The following is a 22,332-nucleotide window of genomic DNA, read 5'->3' on the forward strand; positions in this document are numbered from 1 at the left end:
AAAAACTCTCCTTATAGTTCAACAATAAATTCTTTTTGCGGAATATGGCCGGATTTCTTCACTTTCGTTTCCAGGTAATGACGATTTGTCTCGGTTAAACCGCCCCATATCGAGATATGGTCGTGTGCAAGAAGACCATGGGATTTCAAAGCTTCAAGTTTTTTTGGATTGTTTGTAATCAATGTAACCGGCTTTGATCGAAGCGCCTCCAGAACCCGAATGGCTTCACCATAATTGCGCACATCATCTTCAAATCCCAGTGCATTATTTGCCTCAACCGTGTCATAGCCTTCTTCTTGAAGAAGGTAAGCCAAGGATTTCGAGAATAATCCAATGCCGCGCCCTTCATGATTGGCCAAATAAAAAATAGCGCCGCAGCCATGCTCTTCAATCATTTTCATCGATTCATGCAATTGATATCCACAATCACAACGTTGACTGCCGAAAATGTCCCCTGTATGGCAAATGCTGTGCATACGAATTATTGCGGAATCCGCATTGGCAAAATCGCCATAGACCAATACGGAAGACTGCTGCTTGGAAGCCAACTCGGCATTGATGATTCCTTGTAGTACCTGCTCTTTTGAATCTAATTGTTTGTCGATATTCAACCATGTATACCATTGGAAAGTGGTTTCAAAGTCCCCCTGCTTAATTGGCAGTCGAACTGGACCAACAATACAAAGATTTTCTTTCTCGTTAAACGAAACAATCTGCATTTTTTGTTTCAAAATTTCATGTGTATCTGAACGGTTTAACATGTTTTATCACCTATCTATTCTTTAGCACAATATATGCGAATTTTTATTTGTTGGTTACTTTTTGTAACTAAGTATATATTAATAATTAGCAAAGGTCAATTCTAGCAAGTCGAGGAGTACATTTTAATAGATATTCAAGAATTTTACCATATTTTTCTGATGTTTTTTTTAGTTCTTAAGCAGGATTAGAACAGAAAATTTGTAGTATCTCAATATTATAATAATAACCAATTGGCAGGAAATAATGTATGGACTAAAAAACACAAAAGCTCAGTAATTGCGGAGTATTGTATAGCCAATGGAATTGCTATTAGAAAGATTATTTGTTGCTGCTGAAGGTCATTTGCGAGTGGGAGATGGTTGGAGCATTAATCGAAAGTGAAAATTATCCTTTGTCACAATCATTTCACAATCTGGTTTTTTGGGACTCAATTTGGGGATTTTTTTATGCATTTGGCGCATTCTGATAAGGAGTTTTCTTCAAGTATTATCAAACTCGGCTATTGAGGTTTTCTAATCATGAACATTTCTGCTTGCTGTTTTAGAATATCGTCTTAAACGCTATCTGCACAACAGCACATGGATCCCCCATTAAAAAACGGTTCCCCATCCATAAAACCCTCCAGCAACAAACGCTGAAGGGTTAAAAATTTTTAATTCAGGATTCTTACTTTAACTTGCTTTCTGCCCCACTGAAGGGCTTGTTGTTGTGTTGGAATAAACACATCGATTTTATTTCCTTTAATTGCACCGCCAGTGTCTCCTGCTATTGCTTCCCCATAGCCTTCCACCCAAACTTTGGAGCCAAGCGGAATAACATTTGGATCGACGGCAATTACTTTTTGATTCGGATTTGAACGCAGATCGATACCGGTCGCGGTTTTTCCTGAACAGCCCGAGCAATAAGCCGTATATGCCGTTGAATTCATCACAATCTCTCTGCCCGACGATTGTTCAGCACTTGTGTCTTCTTGAACAACCTTTTTCTCCGATGTTTGTTGCTCACTTGTTTGCGCTTTATTGATTCTTTTTTCGTCAACTGGTTTCTCACTTACCTTTACTGCAGCAACCCTTTTGTCTGATGATACTGTTGTCTGACTCCATGAACTTTTTGCAATTCCTTGGGATTTTCCTTCCAAAACAAGCTCCTCTCCCGGATAAATCAGGGAGTCGCTTAAATTATTCCACGCCATCAGCTCTTGAACCTGTATCCCATTATTTATAGCAATTCTATATAGTGTATCCCCTTTTTTCACTTTATGCACTTTCAGCTGCGCAATTTCAGATTGCTGCAACTCCTTGTTCTCTGAATTATTCTGAAGCGCTTCGTCGGCCTCACTTAACAGGAAAACTTGTTCATATTCATCATCCGTATGCATCAGGGCACGATCGTTTTCCATACCATACACCTTAAATGATGATATTGAGAAAATAATAAATAGCATAATCGAAGTTAATGTCCATTTCATTTTCATTTCTTAGTCCCCCTATTTATAAAATCTCTCTAAATTTAAATAGTCTATGAGATAAGTTATATTTTTAATTTTCCATAAATATACTTTATGTTATAAAAATAGAGTTAAAATGTAACATTTGTAATAAATGTAATCTTTTTATAATTTAGAACAACAAAAAAACTGGTTCACAAACAATTGTTTGTTGAACCAGTCTAGCATCATATGTTTTTTTATTGAGCAGTATATCCGCCGTCAACAGTTAATGTATTCCCAGTCATAAAGGATGAATCGTCGGATGAAAGGAACAGCACTGCTTTTGCCATTTCCTCCGATTGCCCCAATCGTTTCATCGGCGTCATTTGTCGCAAAATGTCTTTGCTTTCTTCTGGAATGATTGGTGTATCAATAAACCCTGGACATAATGCATTGATGCGAATATTCTGTTCTGCGTATTCCAGCGCAAGGGAACGAGTTAAGTTGATAACCCCACCTTTTGCTGCATTATAAGCAGCCGATCCTGGGGAACCTACCCAACCATACATCGAAGCAGTGTTTACCATCACTCCGCCGCCAGCTTTTAAAAATTCTCTTAATGCCTCGCGAGCTACCAAGAAAACACCATCCAAATCGACATTTACCGTGTTTCGCCATTCAGAGTATTCCAGGTCGTGGGAAGAATGCACTCTGCCTATCCCCGCGTTGTTGAAGACGATATCCACTTTTCCGAAAGTCTCAATTGTTTGCTTGAAGAATGCAGCCACTTCTTCTTCACTCGTAATATTTCCTTTTACAAAAAGCGCTTCCGCGTTTTGATTTTTTAACTCTTGTTCGAAAGCTTTCCCTTTTTCTTCATTTAAGTCCACCAGTACTACTTTGGCCCCTTCTTCAACAAAGAGCTTTGCTGTCGCAGCACCAATACCGGAAGCGCCACCTGTAATAACTGCTACTTTATCCTGTAATTTGCCCACAAAAAATTCCTCCTTCTCACTACTTTTAGGCATTGTTACTATTCCCAAAAAAGCATTGCCTAAAACGATTATAGGTTTAAACAGAAAAGTCTTAAAGGGAGATTCAGGTTATTTCACAGATTCTTCTTTTAAAAGATATAATTTTGTGTCAATTTTCACCCCACTTATATCGAGTACAAACTACCAATAGATTTAAATTATAGAATATTCAGATATTTGCTTGACGGAATAAATTCTTTTCCTTTAGAATACCAATATAGAGTAATTATTACCGTATAACGGTAAAACTGGGAGGAATATTCGATGAAATTACCAGCAGTTCATTTTACCCAAAGACAACATGAATTTCGATTTGAGGTACGCCAATTTTTAAAAGAAAAATGTGCAGAAGGTAAATTTCACACAAAATGCGATTCATGGCTAAGCGGCAGCAATCCCGATTTCTCAAAGTTAGTTGGCGAAAAAGGATGGATTGGCTTAACATGGCCCAAAAAGTATGGCGGTGCAGAGAGAAGTTCTTTGGATCGTTACATATTAACCGAAGAATTTCTCGCTGCAGGCGCTCCTGTTGCCGCCCATTGGATTGCAGATCGCCAAACCGGTCCCCTGCTTTTGCGTTTTGGTACCGAAGAGCAACGGCAATTCTTCCTTCCGAAAATAGCAGCCGGCACCTGTTATTTTGCGATTGGACTAAGCGAACCGAATAGTGGTTCCGATTTGGCATCAGTCACTACAAAAGCCGAAAAAGTGGAGGGCGGCTGGATTGTCAATGGGGCAAAAACTTGGACAAGCAATGCTCATGATGCTCACTATATGATCACTTTGGTGCGGACCGATCCATTTGATGGCGTAAAAAAACATAACGGTTTAAGTCAATTGATTATCGATTTGCATGCAGAGGGAGTTACAATATCCCCGATTAATTATATGACCGGCCAGCCGCATTTTAATGATGTTTATTTTGAAAACGTATTCGTGCCGGATGAAATGGTGGTAGGCGAACTCGGAAACGGATGGAAACAAGGCTTGGCTGAATTGGCATTTGAACGCAGCGGCCCTGAACGAATTCTAAGTACACTTCCTCTGCTAGTTGAACTAATCGAAGAACTGAAAAAACAAAACAACGTGATTGCATTGGAAGAAGCCGCAAAGCTGGTTGCCCAACTATGGAGTTTGCGAAACCTTTCCATCGGTGTTGCCAGGGTGCTTGAGGAAGGTGGAGAGGTTGCGATTCCCGCTGCGCTAGTAAAGAGCATTGGAACAAAGTTTGAACAGAGTATTCCGGAAATCACTCGCCTGCTGGTAGATACTTACCCGCGATTGGAAGCAAAGCAGAAACTCGACCGATTAATGGCTGAATCTCTCCTCCATTCACCTGGATTCACGATACGGGGAGGAACTTCAGAAATTCTATATGGAATCGTAGCGAAAGGAGTTGTAGCTGGATGAGTGAGATGAAAGAAATGATTCTTGAAGTGGTAGAAAAAATGTTTAAAAAGACAGTCGATAAAGAAACTGTGGATCTTGCAGAAAATGGACATTGGGCTGAAAGTGTTTGGCAAATTTTAAAGGACAATGAGATTTTAAATGTTGCCGTCTCTGAATCAGCTGGCGGTGCTGGCGGGGATATCGATGACTTACTAAGTCTTTATCAATTAGTTGGAAAATACGCCGTGCCCATTCCTTTTACAGAAACGACATTATCAAACTATATATTGGAATCCTATCAGTTGGCAATTTCCAATGATTCAATCACCTACTGTTTACCTCAAACATCACTTGTCATGAATGATGATCAAACTATTTCCGGCACGCTTATTAATGTACCGTGGGCAAGGCACGTAAAGGAAATTCTGGCATTTGCACATAGTTCTGAAGGCGTTTTTCCCGTTCGTCTTTCATTAAAAGAAGCAACCATCCATCCTAATACGAATCTCGCTGGTGAATCTCGTGATACTGTAACATTTAATCAATCCAAAAGTTTACAAGTACAGTCTACCCCTTTATCAGATGATCAATTGCAAGATCTAAACACAATCGACACTGCAGCTAAAAACGCGTTAATGTGCGGTGCTATTGAAAAAGCATTTCTTCTCTCGGTCCAGTTTGCAAAAGAACGGGAACAATTTGGACGGCCAATTCACCGATTTCAATTGGTACAACAGCATCTCGCGCTATTGGCAGGCGAACAAGCCATTGCAAGCAGCTCTCTTGAAAATATGATTGCTGCCTTACTAGAAGGACGTGAGCAGAATGAAGTAGCATATACTCGAATTCGGTTAGATGAGGCGTCCAGAATTGTTTCAACATCAGCCCATCAGGTACATGCAGCAATCGGAGTTACCCATGAACATAGCCTGCACCAATATACGCGCAGATTATGGTCTTGGAGAGAGGAAGGACTTACAGCGAACCATTGGAAAAAAGTTGTTGCCAATACATTGCTTACTACTCCTTTTGACGATTTATGGAGTTATTTGACGGATTCTGAAAAGATTTTCACAACCAATTAGGGGGTACTATAAATGTCTGATTTATTGTTTGAAGTAAATGGACCGATAGCAACCATAACATTAAACCGTCCACAAAGCATGAACGCTTTTAGTGAGGAAATGATTTTAAAATGGATCGACTCGCTGGAAAAAGTTCGGGATTCTGATGAAATTCGCGTTTGTTTAGTAAAAGGAAACGGCAAAGGCTTCTGCGCTGGCGGAGATATTAAAGCGATGAATGCCGGAAAAGGTTTTTTTGAAAGTAAAGAAGACGTTACTTCCACTGCCCTTGCACGCAAAAATTCTTTGTGGAAAAAAGTCCAGCGCGTTCCTTTATTGCTAGAAGAAATCGATAAGCCGGTCATTGCACAGGTTCACGGATTTGCTTTCGGAGCAGGGCTTGATATGGCATTAATGTGTGATATTCGTATAGTTGCGGAATCGACAAAACTTTCCGAAAGCTACGTTAATGCAGGCATTGTCCCTGGAGATGGGGGCGCATACTATCTTCCACGATTAGTCGGAGTAGATCAAGCACTTGATTTGCTTTGGACCGGACGCGTGCTTACAGCGAAAGAAGCAAAAGAAAAAGGGTTGGTTACTTTTGTCGTGCCTGATGAAGAACTCGAGCGTTTCACACTGGACTATATCGAAAAAATTGCGAATGGACCGGCTGCCGTCATTCAATTTATGAAACGCGCGGTTTACCAAAGCCAAAAAATGAGCTTACGTTCCTCCCTGGACTATATCTCTTCAGCAATGGGGATTGTAACTGAGCTTCCTGACTACCAAGAGGGTGTTTCTGCGATTGTGGGAAAAAGAAAAGCAACATTTAATTGAACCCTCACCTAAAATTGAAAAAAGGAAATTGGGTGATTTAATGACTACAAATCATAAGAACAACACATATACAATGCAATCACTCACAAAAGCGATTCACGTGTTAAAGGCTTTTACAAGAAAAGATAAAACTCTTTCTTTGACACAATTGCACAACAAAACAGGAATAGGGATTTCAAGTTTACAAAGAATTGTAGCCACTCTAATCAATGAAGGTTTTTTGCACAAGGATGAGAAAACAAAAACTTATGAACTTGGGCTTTCTATTTTTATTCTAGGTAATCTAGTAGAACAAGAATCCGGTCTAATTACGGTGGCAAAGCCGATTTTGGCCAACCTCAATCATGAAACAGGAGAAAGCATCTCCCTTAATATCATTGATGGCGATGAACGGAGATGCTTATTGAACCTGGAGAGCACGCATTCCTTAAGTACAAAAGCATACGTGGGAGATAGCGCCCCGCTTTTTGCCGGGGCTTCTGCAAAAACTTTGCTTGCTTTTTTATCTCATGAAGAGATTGAACAGTACTTGAACAAAGTGAGATTGGTTCGAATCACACCAAAAACCATTACGAATAAACAATCAGTCCTGGAAAGTCTGGCTGAAATTCGCGAAAAAGGCTATGCCATTAGCAAAAGTGAGCGTATATTGGGAGTGGCTTCCATAAGCGCTCCCATTCTTTTGCCAACTGGGAAACCCCTTGCCTCTATAACGATTGTTATTCCCGAAGTACGTTTTTCGCAGTATAACCTGGAAGAGCTGATACAAAAAATAAAAGAAGCTGCCCATCGGATCGAACAGCAATTGTATTGATGCCGTCCGACTATGGGCGCTTCTTTTTTATCCAATCATACCGCTTCCGCCGTTTACTGAAATAACTTGTCCTGTAATCCAATCAGCATTTCCGCTTAGAAGAAAGTCGATTATACCAACAATATCATCCGCTCTTCCCAATCGATTCAACGGATAATTTTTTATTAGCTTTTTCATCCTTTCTTCATTCATGCCAAGATCACCTTGGTCTATCAAACCCAGAGAAACGGTATTGCACTGAACTTGGTTTTGTCCCACTTCAAGTGCCAGTGATTTTATAAAACTAATCACACCATTTCTGGCTGCAGCAGAAATAATCAAATTTCGATTCCCCATTCTGGCAGAATCGCCAACAATCGATATAAATTTCCCTTCTCCTTTTTCTTTCATATGAGGGATGAACGTATAGGCCAAATTAATGACTCCATTTAAACAAACATCAATTTCTTTTTTCCACTCATCTTTTGCATATTGAAAAAGTGGTTTCATTTGAACATATCCCGCATTATTCACAACCCCGTAAAGATCGCCAAATTCTGTTTGAATTTTATCACGCATTCGTTCAACTTGTTCCAAATCGGAAATATCCCCTTGTATTGCCAGAACGCGGCACCCAAGCGTTGCAATCTCCTGCGTTGTCTGGAGTGCCTCTTCCTTTGAACGATGATAATGCAGGGCAATATTGGCGCCATTTTTCGCTGCTGAGATTGCAATCGCCTTTCCGATTCGGTCGGCTCCACCTGTAACCAATATTGTTTTGCCGGATAGTGTACGAGAGTCTTCCATTTACTTCCCTCCAACAAATTGTGCATCATTTGGTTCCAATTTTAATTGGTGCAAGAACTAGACCATTTGCAAACCGCCGTTTACGGACAACGTTTGCCCAGTGATATAATTTGCCTCTTCAGATGCCAGAAATGCAACGGCGTTGGCAATGTCCTCTGGTTGGGCCAGTCTTCTAAAAGGAATGGCTTTTATTAACGCTTCTGCAATCCCTGCATTATATTCGCCAATTTCCTTAAATAGTGGAGTATCCGCGGGACCCGGAGAAACACAATTCACATTGATTTTATGTCTTGCCATCTCGCGGGCCAACGTTTTTGTAAAGGCGATAACTCCGCCTTTGGCTGCAGAGTATACAGCTTCCCCACTGGATCCTACTCGTCCGGAATCAGAAGCAATATTCACTATTTTTCCATAACCTTGTTCGATCATTAAGGGTAAAATCGCCTTGCACGTATGAATCTGGCCCATCAGATTTATATTAATGATCCGGTCCCAGGTATCCGGTTCGCTTTTTAGGAAAGGCTCTACTTTATCCCAGCCAGCATTATTAATCAAAATATCGATTGATCCGAGTTGAGATGTTGCTGCTTGAACCGCTTCTTCTACACTGGCCAATTGTGTCACATCACAATAAACAGAAATTGCTTTTCCGCCACTTTCATTTATAAGCGAAACCGTCTCTTCGGCGTTCCCGATATTTAAATCCGAAACGGCAACAACCATATCCTTGGCAGCCAAGGTAAGGGCAATTTGACGGCCAATTCCACGACCTGCTCCCGTTACAAAAGCGATTTGTTTTGACATAATATTTCTCCCCTTTATTTAAAAAACAGCTCCCGCATCAAATTAGCGGAGAAAGTTTTTCTTTTTTTCGTATAAAGATGCCTCTGGCGTTAGAGTACTAGAATACGCAAATCGCTAGAGGCGGATTTATAATCTACGTTCGGTTAATTGTTTCAGAAATCATTTCACGCAACTTAAACTTCTGGATTTTGCCGCTCGGCGTTCTTGGGAAGTTTTCGATAATTTCCAACCGTTCCGGCCAATATTGTTTTGCTACACCTTTACTCAATAAAAATGCTTGCAGCGTTTCCATCGTAAGTGGAGCAGTATTCTGTTTCATCCCAATAAAAGCACAGGCTTTTTCTTGCAGCCTTGGATCTGGCATAGCCACTATTTGCGCGCCCAAGACGTCAGGGTGTTCATAGAGGATATTTTCAATATAAGCTACCGGAATGTTTTCTCCGCCCCTGATAATGATGTCTTTATTTCGTCCCGATATGCGGATATAGCCATCCTCATCCATGATTGCCCGATCACCGGTGATAAACCAGCCGTTGTAAAATTCACTTTGCGTTTGTTCCATTTGCTTGTAGTAGCCGATAAATAGAGCCGGTCCCTTGCAAAGCAAATTTCCTTCCTCATTGGGAGGCAGCTCATCAAAATTCGAGTCCACCACTTTTACTTCCATACCAGGAAAGGCCAGCCCGTCTGTATTTATTAACTTATCTTCCTGATCATCAAGTTTGGTTAGAGTGACTAACCCGTCTTCTGTTTGCCCCCAGCCCGAAAGTATTGAAAAGTTCACAAGATTTTTTGCTTCCCTTACCAGCGTTCTTGGTATGGGCGCTCCAAGTGCGACGAAGGCCCTTAACGAATCCAAGTTATATTTTTGGATATCCGGCGATTGGATTGTATCTTGCAAAAAAGGAGTGGCTCCTGCTGTAAACGTGATTTTCTCTTTTTCAACTAGCTGCAAAAATTCAGAAGGATTCCACACATCCTGATATACAGCTGTCCCGGCATAATGAGTCGGAAGACGTACACCATAGCCAAATCCCGTCTGATGGGCAAAGGTAGAAGCCATAAACATGACATCTTGATCAGTTAAATTTAATCTTTCGATCCAGTAGTCCGAGGAAACACAAAGTGTATTATGGGTATGCATCACGCCTTTTGGCTTTCCTGTTGTTCCGGAAGTGAAAATAATTTCGGTTACATCATTTGGATCAAGGATAATTTCATCTAAAATTGAAGGGTCTTTTTTCGTTTCCCACGGTGTATCGAAAAGATACTGAATCGATTGCATGTTTTGCGGCACATCATCGCCAATCACAAATACATGTTCCAAAAAAGGCCAATTTGGCAAAAGGGATTCTACCATTTCGATATAATTAAAGTTTCTGAATCGATCAGGAATGATTAAAACCTTAGATTCTACCATACCAACCATATGGGCTATTTCTCTTTCCCGGTAAATAGGAATAAGCGGGTTCGTGATGGCCCCGATCCGTGTAATTGCATAATGCAATATAATAAACTCATTCCAGTTTGGCAGCTGCAATGAAACAACATCATTCTTTTTGATTCCCAGCTTCAATAACCCGAGGGCAACACGGTCAACCATTTTCCCTAACTCTTCGTAGGTGTAGCGAGAGTTCCGATCAATGATTGCTGGTTTATTCGGATTGCGTTCGATTGCATTTTTTAAATAATCAATAATTGTTTTTTGCGGCCAAACACTTTCATAGGCTTTTAAATAGTCAGAAGTTAATAAGGTTTCTAATTTCATTTAATTCCTCCTCGTTTATACACGGAATTTATTGAAATCTACTGGACGTTTTTCCAAAAATGCCTCTTTTCCTTCATTTGACTCAGGCGTATTATAGAACATTGCCAAACTGCCCATTGCCAACTGAGATATTCCTTGAATATTAGCCGAATCGGCATTAAAGGAAGCCTTCAACATTCTCAATGCAGTCGGACTTTTTTGCAGAATTTTTTCCGCCCATTCCTGGGTAGCTTGCCGCAATTCGCTCGCCGGTACCACTTTATTGACCAAGCCCATTTCTTTACATTCATGCGCTGTGTATTGCTCGCATAAATACCATATTTCCCTTGCTTTTTTCTCACCCACGATTCTTGCCAAATAGGCTGAACCAAATCCTGCATCGTAGCTGCCCACCTTCGGGCCGCTTTGTCCGAATTTTGCAGTATCGGCAGCAATCGTTAAATCGCACACAACATGCAATACATGGCCGCCTCCGATTGCATAGCCATTAACGGATGCAATGACCGGTTTTGGGATATTGCGGATAATTTGGTGAAGGTTTTCAATTTCCAGCCCTATTCCTCCCCCTAAGCCGCCATTGTCGTCATAGCCTCCTTCGTCGCCTTTTTCTTTTTGGTCTCCTCCAACGCAAAATGCTCTTTCACCTGCTCCTGTCAAGATGACTACACCGATTCTGTTATCATCCCATGCATCGCGAAATGCCCAAATTAGTTCCCGAATGGTACGCCCTCGAAAGGCATTCAATGATTTTGGGCGGTTGATTGTAATCGTCGCTGCCCCTTCATTTTTTTCGTAAAGAATATCCTGCAGTTCCGACACTTCTTGCTTGGCTGCCAAGTTATTGATCATACTCATTTTAAATCCTCCTTAAAAAGCATAATTTGTTGGAATACTTATTAAACTGTACGGAACTCTTTTCCTATAAGGTCCTTTGCGATGACCATTTGATTTGCTTGTGCCGTGCCATCCCCTATTTCCAGCCCAATTACATCACGCAATCTTTGTTCCAAAGGCATCTCTTTTGTATAGGCATAATGGCCATTAAGCAACAAACATTCATGAATGGCATCGGCGCTATATTTTGGTCCCAGCCATTTTACGCTTGATGATTCCCTGGAATGCTTGAGTCCCTGATCACGAAGCCAAAGCCCCCGATAAGCCTGCCATTTCACCAATTCCAATTGTGTATAATGCGTTACAATTGGGAATGAAACGGCCTGGTATTTCGCCAAGGGCTTCCCGAATGATTCGCGAATTTTGACATGCTCGATGGTTTCATCCAAACTTTGCATTGCTGCACCGATACATTGCAGTCCAATTAATAACCGGCTAAGGTCAAATCCGTTCATGACTTGATAAAATCCATTATTCTCTAGACCGATTCTATTAGAGACCGGAACTTTTACATCATGCATATAAATCGAACCTCGGCCAACCGGAATATTCCCCATATCTTCATAGCCTTTTACTTCCAGGCCATCTAAATCTGCAGGTACCAAGAATGCACTAATTCCTCTATTGCCAAGGTCCGGTGAGGTTTTAGCGAAAATAATGAAGGCGTCGCCGCATGTTGCTACACTAATGCCGGACTTTTCTCCATTTAAAACATAAACATCACCGTCCAACCTTGCCGTTGACTGAATTCCACCCGCATCCGTCCCGGCAGAGGGCTCCGTGATGGCAATTCCCACGATTTTGTTGCCGCTTGCAATTTGCGGCAGCCATAGTTGCTTTATTTCATCGCTTGCATGTTTTGAAAGTATTTCTCCAATCAAGGCATTTAACATGACTGCATAAGTTAGGTTAAAATCACCCCGCCCTATTTCTTCTGCTGCAATACCCGTTGTTATACAATCCGCGCCGCTCCCGCCATATTCTTCGGGAATTCTCAATCCGTTCACGCCCAATTCGCCAAGCTTCTTCCACAAGTGTTTCGGCGTGAGTCCTTCGCGATCCCATTTGGTGTAGTTCGGGAGTAACTCCTCTTTCGAAAAATCACTTAAGATTTTACGAAACTCCTGTTGTTCCTCGGTAAACTCAAAATTCAACATTTGCTTCCTCCCCCTCTAGTGCAATGTTCACGAAACATACCGGCAGTTTTCCACAATTGTGGTAATCCCTTGTCCACCGCCAATACATAACGTGACTAAGCCGTATTTGCCATTTCTTCTTATTAGTTCGTTCATCAACTTGGTCATTAATATTGCACCGGTTGCTCCGATTGGATGACCAAGGGCAATGGCTCCCCCATTTACATTGACTTTTTCCAAATCCAGGTTCAACTCTTGAATGACCGCCAGGCTTTGTGCTGCAAAAGCTTCATTTAATTCGATTAAGTCAATCTCATTCAATGAAAGCCCTGCCACCTTTAAAGCTTTTTCAGTTGATTTAACAGGACCGATTCCCATAATTTCCGGTGACACTCCTGAAACGGCCTGCGCGATGATTTTTACTTTTGGCGTTAAACCATACTGCTGCAGCTTTTCCCCTGACATTAGCAGCAAGGCGGAAGCGCCATCATTTCGCCCGCTTGAATTGCCGGCTGTCACCGTTCCTCCCTCTTTGAAGACAGGTTTCAATTTTGCCAATAATTCCAGGGAAGTTGAACGCGGATGCTCATCGGTTGCAATCTGAACAGCAGCTTTTCTGGTTTTAATCTCATAAGGAAGTATTTCTTGATTGAAATAGCCTTCCGAAATTGCCTTTGACGCTAATTCCTGGCTTCTTAATGCAAATTCATCCTGAGCTTCGCGGGAAATCTTGTATTTTTCAGCCAGATTTTCTGCAGTATAGCCCATGGTTAAAACTCCGTACTGATCAACCGGCTGTGAATTTACCTGGCTTTCCGTATTCGAATCATAAAGGGTATTATTGCCGACACCCAGCCCATAGCGTGCATTCCGCAAGTAGAACGGTGCATTGCTCATGCTTTCTGTACCGCCGGCAATAATGACATCATTAATGCCCAAAGCAATCTGCTGTGCCGCATTGTTGATTGCCTGCAAGCCCGAACCACATTGGCGGTGCACCGTATAAGCCGTTACTTCAACAGGCAATTTTGCGCGCAAACTTGCAACTCTTGCAATATTGGCCGCATCGCCGCTTTGTCTTGACTGTCCAAGAATCACTTCATCCACTTCAACCGATTCTTCCGTCCTGCCCAGCAAACCGGTGATGACATGTTCAGCTAATTGATCTGCCATTATGTCTTTCAATGCCCCGCCGATTTTTCCGATGGCCGTTCGCACACCTTCGACGATATAAACTTCTTCTCTCATTTAACTACACCTCTTTTATGCAAACTGTTGATCAAATGTTTTATATTCTCTCTTTAATTCCGAAGCGATAATATTGCGTTGAATTTCGGAAGTACCTTCATAAATTCGGGTAATGCGTGCATCCCTGTAATATCTTTCAATTGGATAATCTTTCATATAGCCAAGTCCCCCATGGATTTGGATGGCCGTATCTGCCACTTTGTTATAGACTTCCGAGCCGAACAATTTCACCATGGCTGCTTCTTTAACGACGCGCTCCCCTTGATCGACCATCCATGCAACGCGGTAAGTAAAGGATCGCAAAGCCTCGATTTGCAATGCCATGTCCGCAAGCATGTGCTGAATTACTTGGAAATTATAAATCGATTGATCAAACTGCTTTCGTTCCAAAGCGTGTTGCATGGAATGTTCCAGTAAACGCTCGGAAGACCCCAGGCACCTTGCTGCCATGCCGGCACGTCCATTTGCCAAGATTTTGAGAGCGTTTATATAACCTTCTCCTTCTGTTCCCAATACATTTTCAACAGGAATTTCCACATTGTCGAAATAAAGTTCTGCCGTATTGGAACCGCGCAAACCTAATTTCTTTTCAGGTGCGCCTATTTCAAAGCCGGGAAAACCTTTCTCTACAATGAATGAAGTAATGCCTTTCGCCCCTTTTTCCGGGTCAGTCACGGCCATTACTGTAAAGATGTCCGCATCATGAGCATTTGTAATATAATGCTTCATGCCATTCAGGATAAATTTATCGCCTTGGCGCACTGCAGTTGTTTTTAGGTTTGCAGCATTCGAACCCGCATCCGGTTCCGTTAAGGCAAAAGCGCCAATCCACTCGCCAGTTGCCATTTTCGGCAAGTATTTTGTCTTTTGTTCTTCTGTTCCGAACTCCACTATACCCACGGAGCCAATGCCGACGTGGCAGGAGATGATTGTTGTAAAACCATTGTGCGTTTTCGCCAGTTCCTCCAGAATGGCGCATTTACTCACCATATCCAAACCCAGCCCACCATATTGTTCCGGGATGCTTAAGCCAAATAAACCCAGCTCTTTTGACATTTCAAGAAGGTGAGGCGGAATGGCATTGTCCTCTTCTATTTTGTTTGCCAATGGCTCGACTTCATCCTTCACAAATTTGTTGACGATTTCCCTTAAGGATTCAAGTTCCTCGGTAAATTGAAAATTCATGCAAACTCCTCCTATTTGTTTAAGAATTGAGCGTCTCTTTTTTCTAGAAAAGCTTGTGTACCCTCTTTTTGATCTGCTGTTCCAAATAAAATTGTTGATGACAATTTTTCAATCCATTGGGCAGTATTTTGGTCAATGTCAAAGCCTTTATGAATTGCCTGCTTGACTAATTGAGTTGCAATGGGTGCTTTTTTCAATAAAGCAGACGCAATGCTTTGAATCGTTTCCTCCAAATTGTCTTCAAGGGAATAATAGTTGGCTAACCCGATTCGTTCCGCCTCTATTCCATCGATGATTTTTCCTGTTAAAATCAAATCCATCGCTCTGCCTTTTCCAACTAATCTTGATAAACGTTGCGTGCCTCCAGCACCGGGTAAAATACCTAAATTAAGTTCAGGTAATCCAAATTTCGCTTTGTCTGTTGCAATTCTTAAATCACAGGCCATTGCCAATTCGCAGCCTCCGCCCAAAGCGTAGCCATTCACAATGGCAATTGTTACTTTTGAACATTGTTCTATCTTTGAATAAAGTCCCTGCATCCCAGGCTGAAGTGCTTCGAGCATTGGCCGGTCATGCAATGCTCGAATATCGGCGCCTGATGCGAACGCTTTACCTCCAGCTCCCTGAAGGATGATAATCCGTACTTCGGGATGTTGTTCCAGGCGTTCAAAGCCATCTTCAATGTCCTTTAGCATGGCGGGAGACAACGCATTCCGTACTTCCGGTCGGTTCAACGTCAAATAAGCGATTGAATCTTTGATCACTAAAGAGATATTTTCAAAATCCATCATTCCATCACTCTCCCTGATAGTCATAAATCCCTCTGCCGCTTTTTCTTCCGAGGCGACCAGCTTTTACATACTTCACCAATAGAGGACTGGGACGATATTTCTCCCCTAATGTTTTGTGCAAATATTCCAGTGTACTAAGCCGTGTATCTAATCCAACTAAATCTCCCATTTCCAATGGCCCCATTGGATGATTTAGCCCAAGTTTTATTGCTTTATCGATATCCTCGGCTGAGGCAACGCCTTCCATCAACATATTCATCGCTTCGTTTCCGATTAGGACATTCATGCGTGAAGTCACAAATCCAGGGAATTCATTCACTTCTACTGACTCTTTGCCTAATTGTTCGGATACAGTTTTTATAATTTCTATGGTTTCATCGGATGTTTCGAGACCACGGATGATTTCGACGAGTTTCATTTTATGGACTGGATTAAAAAAATGCATTGCTGCTACTTTTTCAGGTCTAGATGTCTGAGAGCCTATTTCTGTCGGGCTTAAGGAGGAGGTATTGGTTGCCAAGATCGTTTCATCGCTGCATAAGGAGTCAAGTTTTTTAAAGAGTTCAATTTTTAGATTCATCTTTTCAATAATTGCTTCAATCACCAACTGCGCTTGCGCTACTGCTTTTTCCAGGGAAATTTCGAAACGAATATTTTCCAACAGATGATGCTTTTGTTCAATTGTTATAAATCCCCGTTTCTCACTGTTATTTGCAAGTCTTTCAATCTCGCTTTTTGACTTTTCAAGACGATCTTCCGAGATATCATGAAGCACTACACGGAAATTGTTCAGTGCACTTGTATAGGCAATGCCGCCTCCCATAATTCCTGCACCAATCACTGTAATATTTTGAATCATCGTTGCACCCCTAATCTTCTTGGTATTGAATTTCTTTTTCCGAGTCAATCATATTTCTCACTTTTCTGATAATTGTTGACGGATTCACTTCCAAAATTTTGGCCATTTTTCGATAGGATATATCTTGGCTGCTTACCAATTCGATGAGTTCTTTTTCCACCTCTACTACCGCTTGCTTTAATGGGATGACTCTATTTACGTTCACTAGTTTTTTTAAGGCCGTCTTACCGTTTGAAAGAAATAAAACCAACTGATCTTCGTCGATAATATTTTGAGGAAAGTTCACAATATACTGTTCTAGTATTTCATGGATTTCCTGAAGGTTTCTATTCCATTTACGACTTGTCAAAAACTCTAAGGCATTCTCAGTAATCGTAATCTTGCAATGATATTTTTCTTTCAGCTTTTCAATAAAATATCCTATAATAATTCCTACATCGAAAGAACGCCCTTCCAAAAGCGGTATATGAAGGATAATTGCATTTAATAGATAATAGAGCCTTTCACTAAAAGCATTTGGTCCTTCAAATGAGAGTTCCTTGCTTATTGAGGCCATTAATCGCACGTCACTTACATTTTTGTGCTGGGATTTTGTCCGGGCCTGTTCAAAGAGCAGATTAGCTAATTGTTCTTGCAGATCCAGTGGTAAATAATCTATATTTTTAAAATACAAAGTTCCCCCAGAAGCAGCTTGGAAAAGATGCTGTGAAAGGTTGCCTTGCTTGTAGAACATTCGACGTAACTCCATGTGGCTTTTTCCAAAACAATCGATTTCAATCAATGGAGCATCCTTGCGTTCACTTTCAAACACAATCTGTTTTGCTGCCGCTGAACGGCCTGTGCCCATTTCTCCTTTAATCAGCACTGGGGCACTAACCTTGGCAATCTTTTCGATTTTTTTTGCCAGTTCTTTCATTTCTTCACTTTCAGCTATAAACGGGGATTTGCAAGTGTTTTCAAAGAGGCATTTATGTGTTTCAAGTATTTGTTGAGTGATAGCTTCTTGTTCTTTTTCCTTCGTAATTTCAATCGACCTGGCAATTATGCTCTTTAAGGAGCCTTCTTCTTTGATGGATGTAAATTGAAATCTATAAAATTTCCCTTTCCCCGTCTTTATTTCTATTTCATGCCATGAATACTGATTTTGAAAAACATCTTGAATCGCTTGAAATAACTGCATTCTTTGTTTCATGTCATTGATAATCGAAAGATATAATTGGTGAAATTGACGGTTTTGGCGAATGATATTACCTTGTACATCGATGATCGCGATGCCATGGTTGCTATGTTCCATCAATACTTCATTTTCTTTTACTAAATGTTTTACGGTCTCTAATTCAGTCGATAGCATTTCCATTTTGGAAATATCGGTAAAAACCCCGACTGCTCCTACAAGTCGTTTACCGTCATAAATCGGTTCGCGATAGGAGACATACCACCATTTTCTAACTTTATACTTTTCTACATGTCCCTGACCCGTTTGCAATACGCGCAATAAGCCATCCGGCGGAACAACATCGGTAATAAATTGTCCCAATGCTTTTTCTTTTCGCACACCGGCCAGTCTTTCTGCAGCCGGGTTGATCATCGTGATGATTCCTTCAATATTGACGGCAATTATACCGCTTGGTACTGCATTAAACATGGTTTTAAAATGATGCAATTCGTATTGCTGCTTTTTAGAAACAGCATTTAAAATCCCTTCCTGATCAATTACGCCAACTATTTTACTGTCCCTTTTAACAATATAGAGATCGCTTTCATTCATGACTGAAAGCTTGTCTGTTTCATCTTCAAGAATAAACTTAAAATTTTTATTTAACTTTTTTATAAAAGAAGAGAGCGATTCAATATCTTCTATATGTTCAAATCCAACGTGATGACAATAATGCAATAATTGCTTGTTGGTAAAAAAGCCGATGATATTTTCAAACCGATCCATGATCAGCCCATAGTCATAATCGTTTTTGACAAAGTCGTTAATCAGCGTGGGCAATGAATAATTGGGTGATTCATAAATGCCTACTTTTTGATACTGCAATAAATGATTCATATTGATCCTCCCTTCACTGTTGTTCAGATGCAACACTTGGAACTATTTGAAATGTTGTATATATTTGGTTCACTCTGTTTTCCCTACAGTATCACAAAGTATTCTATGTATCAATTATTCTTATTTATGCTTTCTTTATCTTAAAACGAGTAATTTGGACAAGAAATTTTAGATGAAAAATAATAAGTGTTGTTTCTTTGCAACACCTTTTCATAGATTCTGATTCCAACTCTTATATAAAGGTTAGAATTCAGTAAAAGTGTATTTGTAAAATAATTTAATTTCCATAAAAAATTGGGCAACTCTTTTTCCAGTTACCCAACAAGTTAATAATATTAATTTAGCAATTCCTTCTCGCTGCTTGGAAATATATAAATCCCTTGGATTTGTTCATAAGTGTAATATTTTTGGATAAACCTTGCTTGAAACAAATATTCCATTAAACAGATTTCATCCTCATCTGCCTTACACAATACCCCAGAGACACTAAGTCCGTTTTTAAGCGCCACGCCAATCGGCTGACCAATTAAAAGTTTGATTTTATCAAGCATCGATTAGCACCCTCCTTCTTCTACTGTATGAGGAAAAAGGCTAGCTTGCTATGCACTTGTCATATATAAAGCAACCGAAAAAAGCAATCCCGTTCAATAGGTGAACGAGATTGCCGCTTACTCTTTTTTGGTTCCCCTCATCAATTTCTCAAATCGCTGCATTTCCGGGTCTTCCTTGGGTGTATAGTTATATGGATTTTTTTCCGCTCCAAATTCCACGCTTGGTTTCGCTTCGATAAAAATACCGGCTTTAGAACTTGCCGATGCAGTTGGATCATTAATGATGCTTTCCCTGCGACCATCAAAATGCGGTGTCGCTTCAACGTGTTGAGTATCGTTATCTCTCGGCATCTTCTCATCTCCTTTGCTGTTAATATGTCAGCAAAAGCCTTACTTTATGCCAATAAATTTTATTTCCAATGCTAAAATGGAGTTATTTTCAAGAAATGCTTTGACTTTATCTTCAAAATAGGGTAAATTACCAAAGGACGAACAATTATGTTCAATTTTAAAAAAATATTCGTGATTTTGAGGTGTTCCTTTATGGATAACGTATTTGATTATGAAGATATTCAGCTGATTCCTAATAAATGTATCGTCAATAGCCGTTCTGAATGCGATACTTCTGTTGTGCTTGGCGGCCACACATTCAAGTTGCCTGTAGTTCCTGCGAATATGCAGACGATTATCGATGAAACCGTTGCCATTAAATTGGCGGAAAACGGCTACTTTTATATTATGCACCGATTCAATCCGGAAACTCGTGCAGACTTTATTAAAGATATGCATTCCCGCCAATTAATTGCATCGATTTCTGTTGGCGTAAAACCTGAAGAATATGAATTCATTGAACAACTTGCGAATGAGAAGCTTATTCCGGAATTTATCACGATCGATATTGCCCATGGTCATTCAAATGCCGTGATTGCCATGGTTAAACATATTAAATCACATTTACCAGAAAGCTTTGTTATTGCAGGAAATGTGGGCACTCCTGAAGCTGTCCGCGAGCTTGAAAACGCTGGAGCCGATGCGACAAAAGTTGGGATCGGTCCTGGTAAAGTTTGCATTACGAAGATTAAAACAGGCTTTGGTACCGGCGGTTGGCAATTAGCAGCACTTCGTTGGTGTGCAAAAGCCGCCACTAAGCCGATTATTGCGGATGGCGGTATTCGTACGCATGGCGATATTGCCAAGTCTGTACGTTTTGGGGCTTCAATGGTGATGATTGGCTCATTATTTGCTGGTCATGAAGAGTCACCGGGCCAAACAGTTGAAAAAGATGGGAAATTGTTCAAAGAATATTTTGGTTCGGCTTCCGAATTCCAAAAAGGCGAAAAGAAAAACGTCGAAGGCAAAAAAATGTATGTCGAGTATAAAGGAAGCCTGAAGGATACGTTGATAGAAATGGAACAAGATCTGCAATCTTCCATCTCGTATGCGGGCGGCAACAAACTGGATGCCATTCGCACTGTCGACTATGTAATCGTGAAAAACTCCATTTTCAATGGCGATAAAGTTTATTAGAAAAGCGGAAGCGCCCCGTTTAGCCCCGACAAGCGCTGGAAGGCCCGAATCGAAAGCATCTTTTCAGCTTTCGACCGAGGGACTGAAGCGACCTCGAGGGGCTGGGCGTTGCAGCTAGACATTATTCAAGGCAAGGAGCTCATATTTGAGCTCCTTTTTTCCTAAATCGAATTTTCCACCAGCAGCTTATATTCTGCATACCATTTTTCCCACTCTTCTTCCGGAATAGGATTGTCTTCGCCATTTAGTGCCTTGCTAAAACGAATTAAACAAACATGCCACCCCGCCAAATCTTTTGCAGTATGGTCTGTGATCTTGGCAAGAGATTCTTTTAGGATCAGTTTTGAACCACCTTCATTCTCGTGGACTTCAAACCTGACAGCCCCTTCTCCCCATTCAAATTCAAGAACTTGTCCCTCTTGATAATCGATAATTGTCATTTTCTCCAATTTTTCCGATCCATCGTTATAATGAAAATTGATGTTTCCGCCTTTGCTTAAATCTGTAATTTCCAAGTGATCCATCCAAAATTTAAAATTTTCATTGCTAATTAAAAAGCTCCATAGTTTTTCTTTTGATGTCCCGAATGGTCGTTCAAACTCTGCCGTATAGCCTGCATCGATTTTATCTATTTTTGCCAGCACCCAAAAACCCTCCTTATGAAATGAAACACTTTATTCTTCATTATACTATCAACAACACCAAGCAATATCAAAGAGAGTGACCAAAAAGAAAAATGAGACCATCCAATTCGGCGGCCTCACTCTTCAATTTATTAAAATAACGTAAAATTGGCTAATGGATAGATTCGAATTTTGGATTCACCCAATACAGAATCAACGGGTATCAGCCCAAAATGACGGCTGTCCGAGCTTCTTAATCGATTATCTCCCAAAACAAACAAATATCCTTCCGGTACAGTTTGATAGCTTGTAATTTCTTCCAGAGTAAAGTTCTGTGTTACCCGTTTTTGCAGCGGATTGTCAATTTCCCGATTCACGTATGGTTCTTCAAACTTTTCTCCATTTATGATCAACGTATCTTCTTGCATTTCAACCGAATCGCCCGGCAATCCGATGACACGTTTAATATAATATTCTTCTTCGTATGGCGCCTCAAAGACGATTTGGTCAAAACGGTCGATTTCGCTTATTTTACTAACGATGATAACATCCTTACTCTCATATGTAGGCATCATGGAAGCACCTTTTACAACAAGAGGGGAAAATAAAAACTCGCGGCAAACAAATGAAACGACAATACCAAACAGAATGGCGACGAGCCATGACATAAATTCACTCTTCGGTTTGGTTGTTTCTGTCATCAAAAATCCCCCTTTTTTTAAAATCGCAAAAATAGTTCCGTCTCTCTATTATAACGAAATATTTTAGAAAGTTA

Annotated in this window: 22 protein-coding genes; 5 read left to right on the forward strand and 17 right to left on the reverse strand. The window is 40.7% G+C overall.

The annotated features are described in order from the left end of the window. Window positions 1–11 precede the first annotated feature (11 nt). The 3 genes from D1B33_RS05800 to D1B33_RS05810 form a co-directional block, all read right to left on the reverse strand. Window positions 12–761, reverse strand: a complete 750-nt coding sequence (locus D1B33_RS05800; RefSeq protein WP_118875430.1) for a GTP cyclohydrolase II — start codon at window positions 759–761, stop codon at window positions 12–14. A 653-nt stretch (window positions 762–1,414) separates the two neighbouring features. Beyond that, window positions 1,415–2,236, reverse strand: a complete 822-nt coding sequence (locus D1B33_RS05805) for a 3D domain-containing protein (RefSeq protein WP_118875431.1) — start codon at window positions 2,234–2,236, stop codon at window positions 1,415–1,417. Window positions 2,237–2,448: 212 nt separating this feature from the next. Continuing rightward, window positions 2,449–3,186 (reverse strand): SDR family NAD(P)-dependent oxidoreductase, encoded by a 738-nt coding sequence (locus D1B33_RS05810; RefSeq protein ID WP_118875432.1) that lies wholly within the window; start codon window positions 3,184–3,186, stop codon window positions 2,449–2,451. Window positions 3,187–3,489: 303 nt separating this feature from the next. Here D1B33_RS05810 and D1B33_RS05815 point away from each other — a divergent pair, with 303 nt between their 5' ends. From D1B33_RS05815 to D1B33_RS05830, 4 genes are read left to right on the forward strand one after another with little or no spacing between them, the layout of a single operon-like run. Beyond that, a complete protein-coding gene (locus D1B33_RS05815) occupies window positions 3,490–4,635 on the forward strand; it encodes an acyl-CoA dehydrogenase family protein (protein WP_118875433.1) in 1,146 nt (381 codons plus the stop codon). Further along, window positions 4,632–5,699, forward strand: a complete 1,068-nt coding sequence (locus D1B33_RS05820) for an acyl-CoA dehydrogenase family protein (RefSeq protein WP_118875434.1) — start codon at window positions 4,632–4,634, stop codon at window positions 5,697–5,699. Before D1B33_RS05815 ends, D1B33_RS05820 begins: the two co-directional genes overlap by 4 nt. Before the next feature lie 12 nt (window positions 5,700–5,711). After that, window positions 5,712–6,518 carry an enoyl-CoA hydratase/isomerase family protein gene (locus D1B33_RS05825; RefSeq protein ID WP_118875435.1) on the forward strand — a complete coding sequence of 269 codons (807 nt, stop codon included), beginning with the start codon at window positions 5,712–5,714 and terminating at the stop codon, window positions 6,516–6,518. A 40-nt stretch (window positions 6,519–6,558) separates the two neighbouring features. Continuing rightward, on the forward strand, window positions 6,559–7,332 hold the full coding sequence (locus D1B33_RS05830; RefSeq protein WP_118875770.1) for an IclR family transcriptional regulator: 774 nt from the start codon (window positions 6,559–6,561) through the stop codon (window positions 7,330–7,332). A 27-nt stretch (window positions 7,333–7,359) separates the two neighbouring features. On the opposite strand, the gene D1B33_RS05835 is transcribed toward D1B33_RS05830, so the two are convergent. The 12 genes from D1B33_RS05835 to D1B33_RS05890 all read right to left on the reverse strand — a co-directional run bounded on the left by D1B33_RS05835 (window position 7,360) and on the right by D1B33_RS05890 (window position 19,758). After that, window positions 7,360–8,118, reverse strand: coding sequence for an SDR family NAD(P)-dependent oxidoreductase (locus D1B33_RS05835; protein ID WP_118875436.1), 759 nt, complete (start codon window positions 8,116–8,118; stop codon window positions 7,360–7,362). 57 nt (window positions 8,119–8,175) lie between these two features. Next, window positions 8,176–8,922 carry an SDR family NAD(P)-dependent oxidoreductase gene (locus tag D1B33_RS05840; protein ID WP_199677363.1) on the reverse strand — a complete coding sequence of 249 codons (747 nt, stop codon included), beginning with the start codon at window positions 8,920–8,922 and terminating at the stop codon, window positions 8,176–8,178. Window positions 8,923–9,055: 133 nt separating this feature from the next. Further along, complete coding sequence (locus D1B33_RS05845; protein ID WP_118875438.1) at window positions 9,056–10,690, reverse strand: AMP-binding protein; 1,635 nt, start codon at window positions 10,688–10,690, stop codon at window positions 9,056–9,058. 15 nt (window positions 10,691–10,705) lie between these two features. After that, window positions 10,706–11,545 (reverse strand): 1,4-dihydroxy-2-naphthoyl-CoA synthase, encoded by an 840-nt coding sequence (gene menB, locus D1B33_RS05850; RefSeq protein ID WP_233549400.1) that lies wholly within the window; start codon window positions 11,543–11,545, stop codon window positions 10,706–10,708. A 41-nt stretch (window positions 11,546–11,586) separates the two neighbouring features. Next, window positions 11,587–12,741: an acyl-CoA dehydrogenase family protein gene (locus D1B33_RS05855; RefSeq protein WP_199677364.1), complete on the reverse strand. Its 1,155-nt coding sequence runs from the start codon at window positions 12,739–12,741 to the stop codon at window positions 11,587–11,589. A gap of 27 nt (window positions 12,742–12,768) precedes the next feature. After that, complete coding sequence (locus tag D1B33_RS05860) at window positions 12,769–13,968, reverse strand: thiolase family protein (protein WP_118875439.1); 1,200 nt, start codon at window positions 13,966–13,968, stop codon at window positions 12,769–12,771. A 15-nt stretch (window positions 13,969–13,983) separates the two neighbouring features. Continuing rightward, complete coding sequence (locus tag D1B33_RS05865) at window positions 13,984–15,153, reverse strand: acyl-CoA dehydrogenase family protein (RefSeq protein ID WP_118875440.1); 1,170 nt, start codon at window positions 15,151–15,153, stop codon at window positions 13,984–13,986. Window positions 15,154–15,164: 11 nt separating this feature from the next. Continuing rightward, window positions 15,165–15,944 carry an enoyl-CoA hydratase/isomerase family protein gene (locus D1B33_RS05870; protein ID WP_118875441.1) on the reverse strand — a complete coding sequence of 260 codons (780 nt, stop codon included), beginning with the start codon at window positions 15,942–15,944 and terminating at the stop codon, window positions 15,165–15,167. Between the two features lie 4 nt (window positions 15,945–15,948). After that, entirely contained in the window at window positions 15,949–16,800 is an 852-nt protein-coding gene (locus D1B33_RS05875; RefSeq protein ID WP_118875773.1) for a 3-hydroxyacyl-CoA dehydrogenase, read from the reverse strand. Window positions 16,801–16,813: 13 nt separating this feature from the next. Further along, entirely contained in the window at window positions 16,814–18,856 is a 2,043-nt protein-coding gene (locus tag D1B33_RS05880; RefSeq protein WP_118875442.1) for a sigma 54-interacting transcriptional regulator, read from the reverse strand. Between the two features lie 335 nt (window positions 18,857–19,191). Then, a complete protein-coding gene (locus tag D1B33_RS05885) occupies window positions 19,192–19,407 on the reverse strand; it encodes a hypothetical protein (protein WP_118875443.1) in 216 nt (71 codons plus the stop codon). Window positions 19,408–19,524: 117 nt separating this feature from the next. Continuing rightward, window positions 19,525–19,758 (reverse strand): hypothetical protein, encoded by a 234-nt coding sequence (locus tag D1B33_RS05890; RefSeq protein WP_118875444.1) that lies wholly within the window; start codon window positions 19,756–19,758, stop codon window positions 19,525–19,527. A gap of 192 nt (window positions 19,759–19,950) precedes the next feature. Between D1B33_RS05890 and guaC the strand changes: the two genes are divergently transcribed. Beyond that, window positions 19,951–20,934, forward strand: coding sequence for a GMP reductase (guaC, locus tag D1B33_RS05895; RefSeq protein ID WP_118875445.1), 984 nt, complete (start codon window positions 19,951–19,953; stop codon window positions 20,932–20,934). Between the two features lie 161 nt (window positions 20,935–21,095). On the opposite strand, the gene D1B33_RS05900 is transcribed toward guaC, so the two are convergent. Next, the gene (locus tag D1B33_RS05900; protein WP_118875446.1) at window positions 21,096–21,578 is read right to left on the reverse strand and encodes an SRPBCC family protein; all 483 of its coding nucleotides are present in this window, start codon (window positions 21,576–21,578) and stop codon (window positions 21,096–21,098) included. Between the two features lie 131 nt (window positions 21,579–21,709). After that, window positions 21,710–22,258, reverse strand: a complete 549-nt coding sequence (lepB, locus tag D1B33_RS05905; protein ID WP_118875447.1) for a signal peptidase I — start codon at window positions 22,256–22,258, stop codon at window positions 21,710–21,712. Between the last annotated feature and the right edge of the window lie 74 nt (window positions 22,259–22,332).

The organism is Ureibacillus yapensis, from assembly GCF_003515775.1.
GTDB lineage: Bacteria > Bacillota > Bacilli > Bacillales_A > Planococcaceae > Ureibacillus > Ureibacillus yapensis.

Excerpts from the sequence above, each read along its gene's own strand:
- D1B33_RS05800 (WP_118875430.1), bottom strand. The coding sequence starts at position 761 with ATGTTAAACCGTTCAGATACACATGAAATTTTGAAACAAAAAATGCAG.
- D1B33_RS05805 (WP_118875431.1), bottom strand. The coding sequence starts at position 2,236 with ATGAAAATGAAATGGACATTAACTTCGATTATGCTATTTATTATTTTC.
- D1B33_RS05815 (WP_118875433.1), top strand. The coding sequence starts at position 3,490 with ATGAAATTACCAGCAGTTCATTTTACCCAAAGACAACATGAATTTCGA.
- D1B33_RS05820 (WP_118875434.1), top strand. The coding sequence starts at position 4,632 with ATGAGTGAGATGAAAGAAATGATTCTTGAAGTGGTAGAAAAAATGTTT.
- D1B33_RS05825 (WP_118875435.1), top strand. The coding sequence starts at position 5,712 with ATGTCTGATTTATTGTTTGAAGTAAATGGACCGATAGCAACCATAACA.
- D1B33_RS05830 (WP_118875770.1), top strand. The coding sequence starts at position 6,559 with ATGACTACAAATCATAAGAACAACACATATACAATGCAATCACTCACA.
- D1B33_RS05835 (WP_118875436.1), bottom strand. The coding sequence starts at position 8,118 with ATGGAAGACTCTCGTACACTATCCGGCAAAACAATATTGGTTACAGGT.
- D1B33_RS05840 (WP_199677363.1), bottom strand. The coding sequence starts at position 8,922 with ATGTCAAAACAAATCGCTTTTGTAACGGGAGCAGGTCGTGGAATTGGC.
- D1B33_RS05845 (WP_118875438.1), bottom strand. The coding sequence starts at position 10,690 with ATGAAATTAGAAACCTTATTAACTTCTGACTATTTAAAAGCCTATGAA.
- menB (WP_233549400.1), bottom strand. The coding sequence starts at position 11,545 with ATGAGTATGATCAATAACTTGGCAGCCAAGCAAGAAGTGTCGGAACTG.
- D1B33_RS05855 (WP_199677364.1), bottom strand. The coding sequence starts at position 12,741 with ATGTTGAATTTTGAGTTTACCGAGGAACAACAGGAGTTTCGTAAAATC.
- D1B33_RS05860 (WP_118875439.1), bottom strand. The coding sequence starts at position 13,968 with ATGAGAGAAGAAGTTTATATCGTCGAAGGTGTGCGAACGGCCATCGGA.
- D1B33_RS05865 (WP_118875440.1), bottom strand. The coding sequence starts at position 15,153 with ATGAATTTTCAATTTACCGAGGAACTTGAATCCTTAAGGGAAATCGTC.
- D1B33_RS05870 (WP_118875441.1), bottom strand. The coding sequence starts at position 15,944 with ATGATGGATTTTGAAAATATCTCTTTAGTGATCAAAGATTCAATCGCT.
- D1B33_RS05880 (WP_118875442.1), bottom strand. The coding sequence starts at position 18,856 with ATGAATCATTTATTGCAGTATCAAAAAGTAGGCATTTATGAATCACCC.
- D1B33_RS05885 (WP_118875443.1), bottom strand. The coding sequence starts at position 19,407 with ATGCTTGATAAAATCAAACTTTTAATTGGTCAGCCGATTGGCGTGGCG.
- D1B33_RS05890 (WP_118875444.1), bottom strand. The coding sequence starts at position 19,758 with ATGCCGAGAGATAACGATACTCAACACGTTGAAGCGACACCGCATTTT.
- guaC (WP_118875445.1), top strand. The coding sequence starts at position 19,951 with ATGGATAACGTATTTGATTATGAAGATATTCAGCTGATTCCTAATAAA.
- lepB (WP_118875447.1), bottom strand. The coding sequence starts at position 22,258 with ATGACAGAAACAACCAAACCGAAGAGTGAATTTATGTCATGGCTCGTC.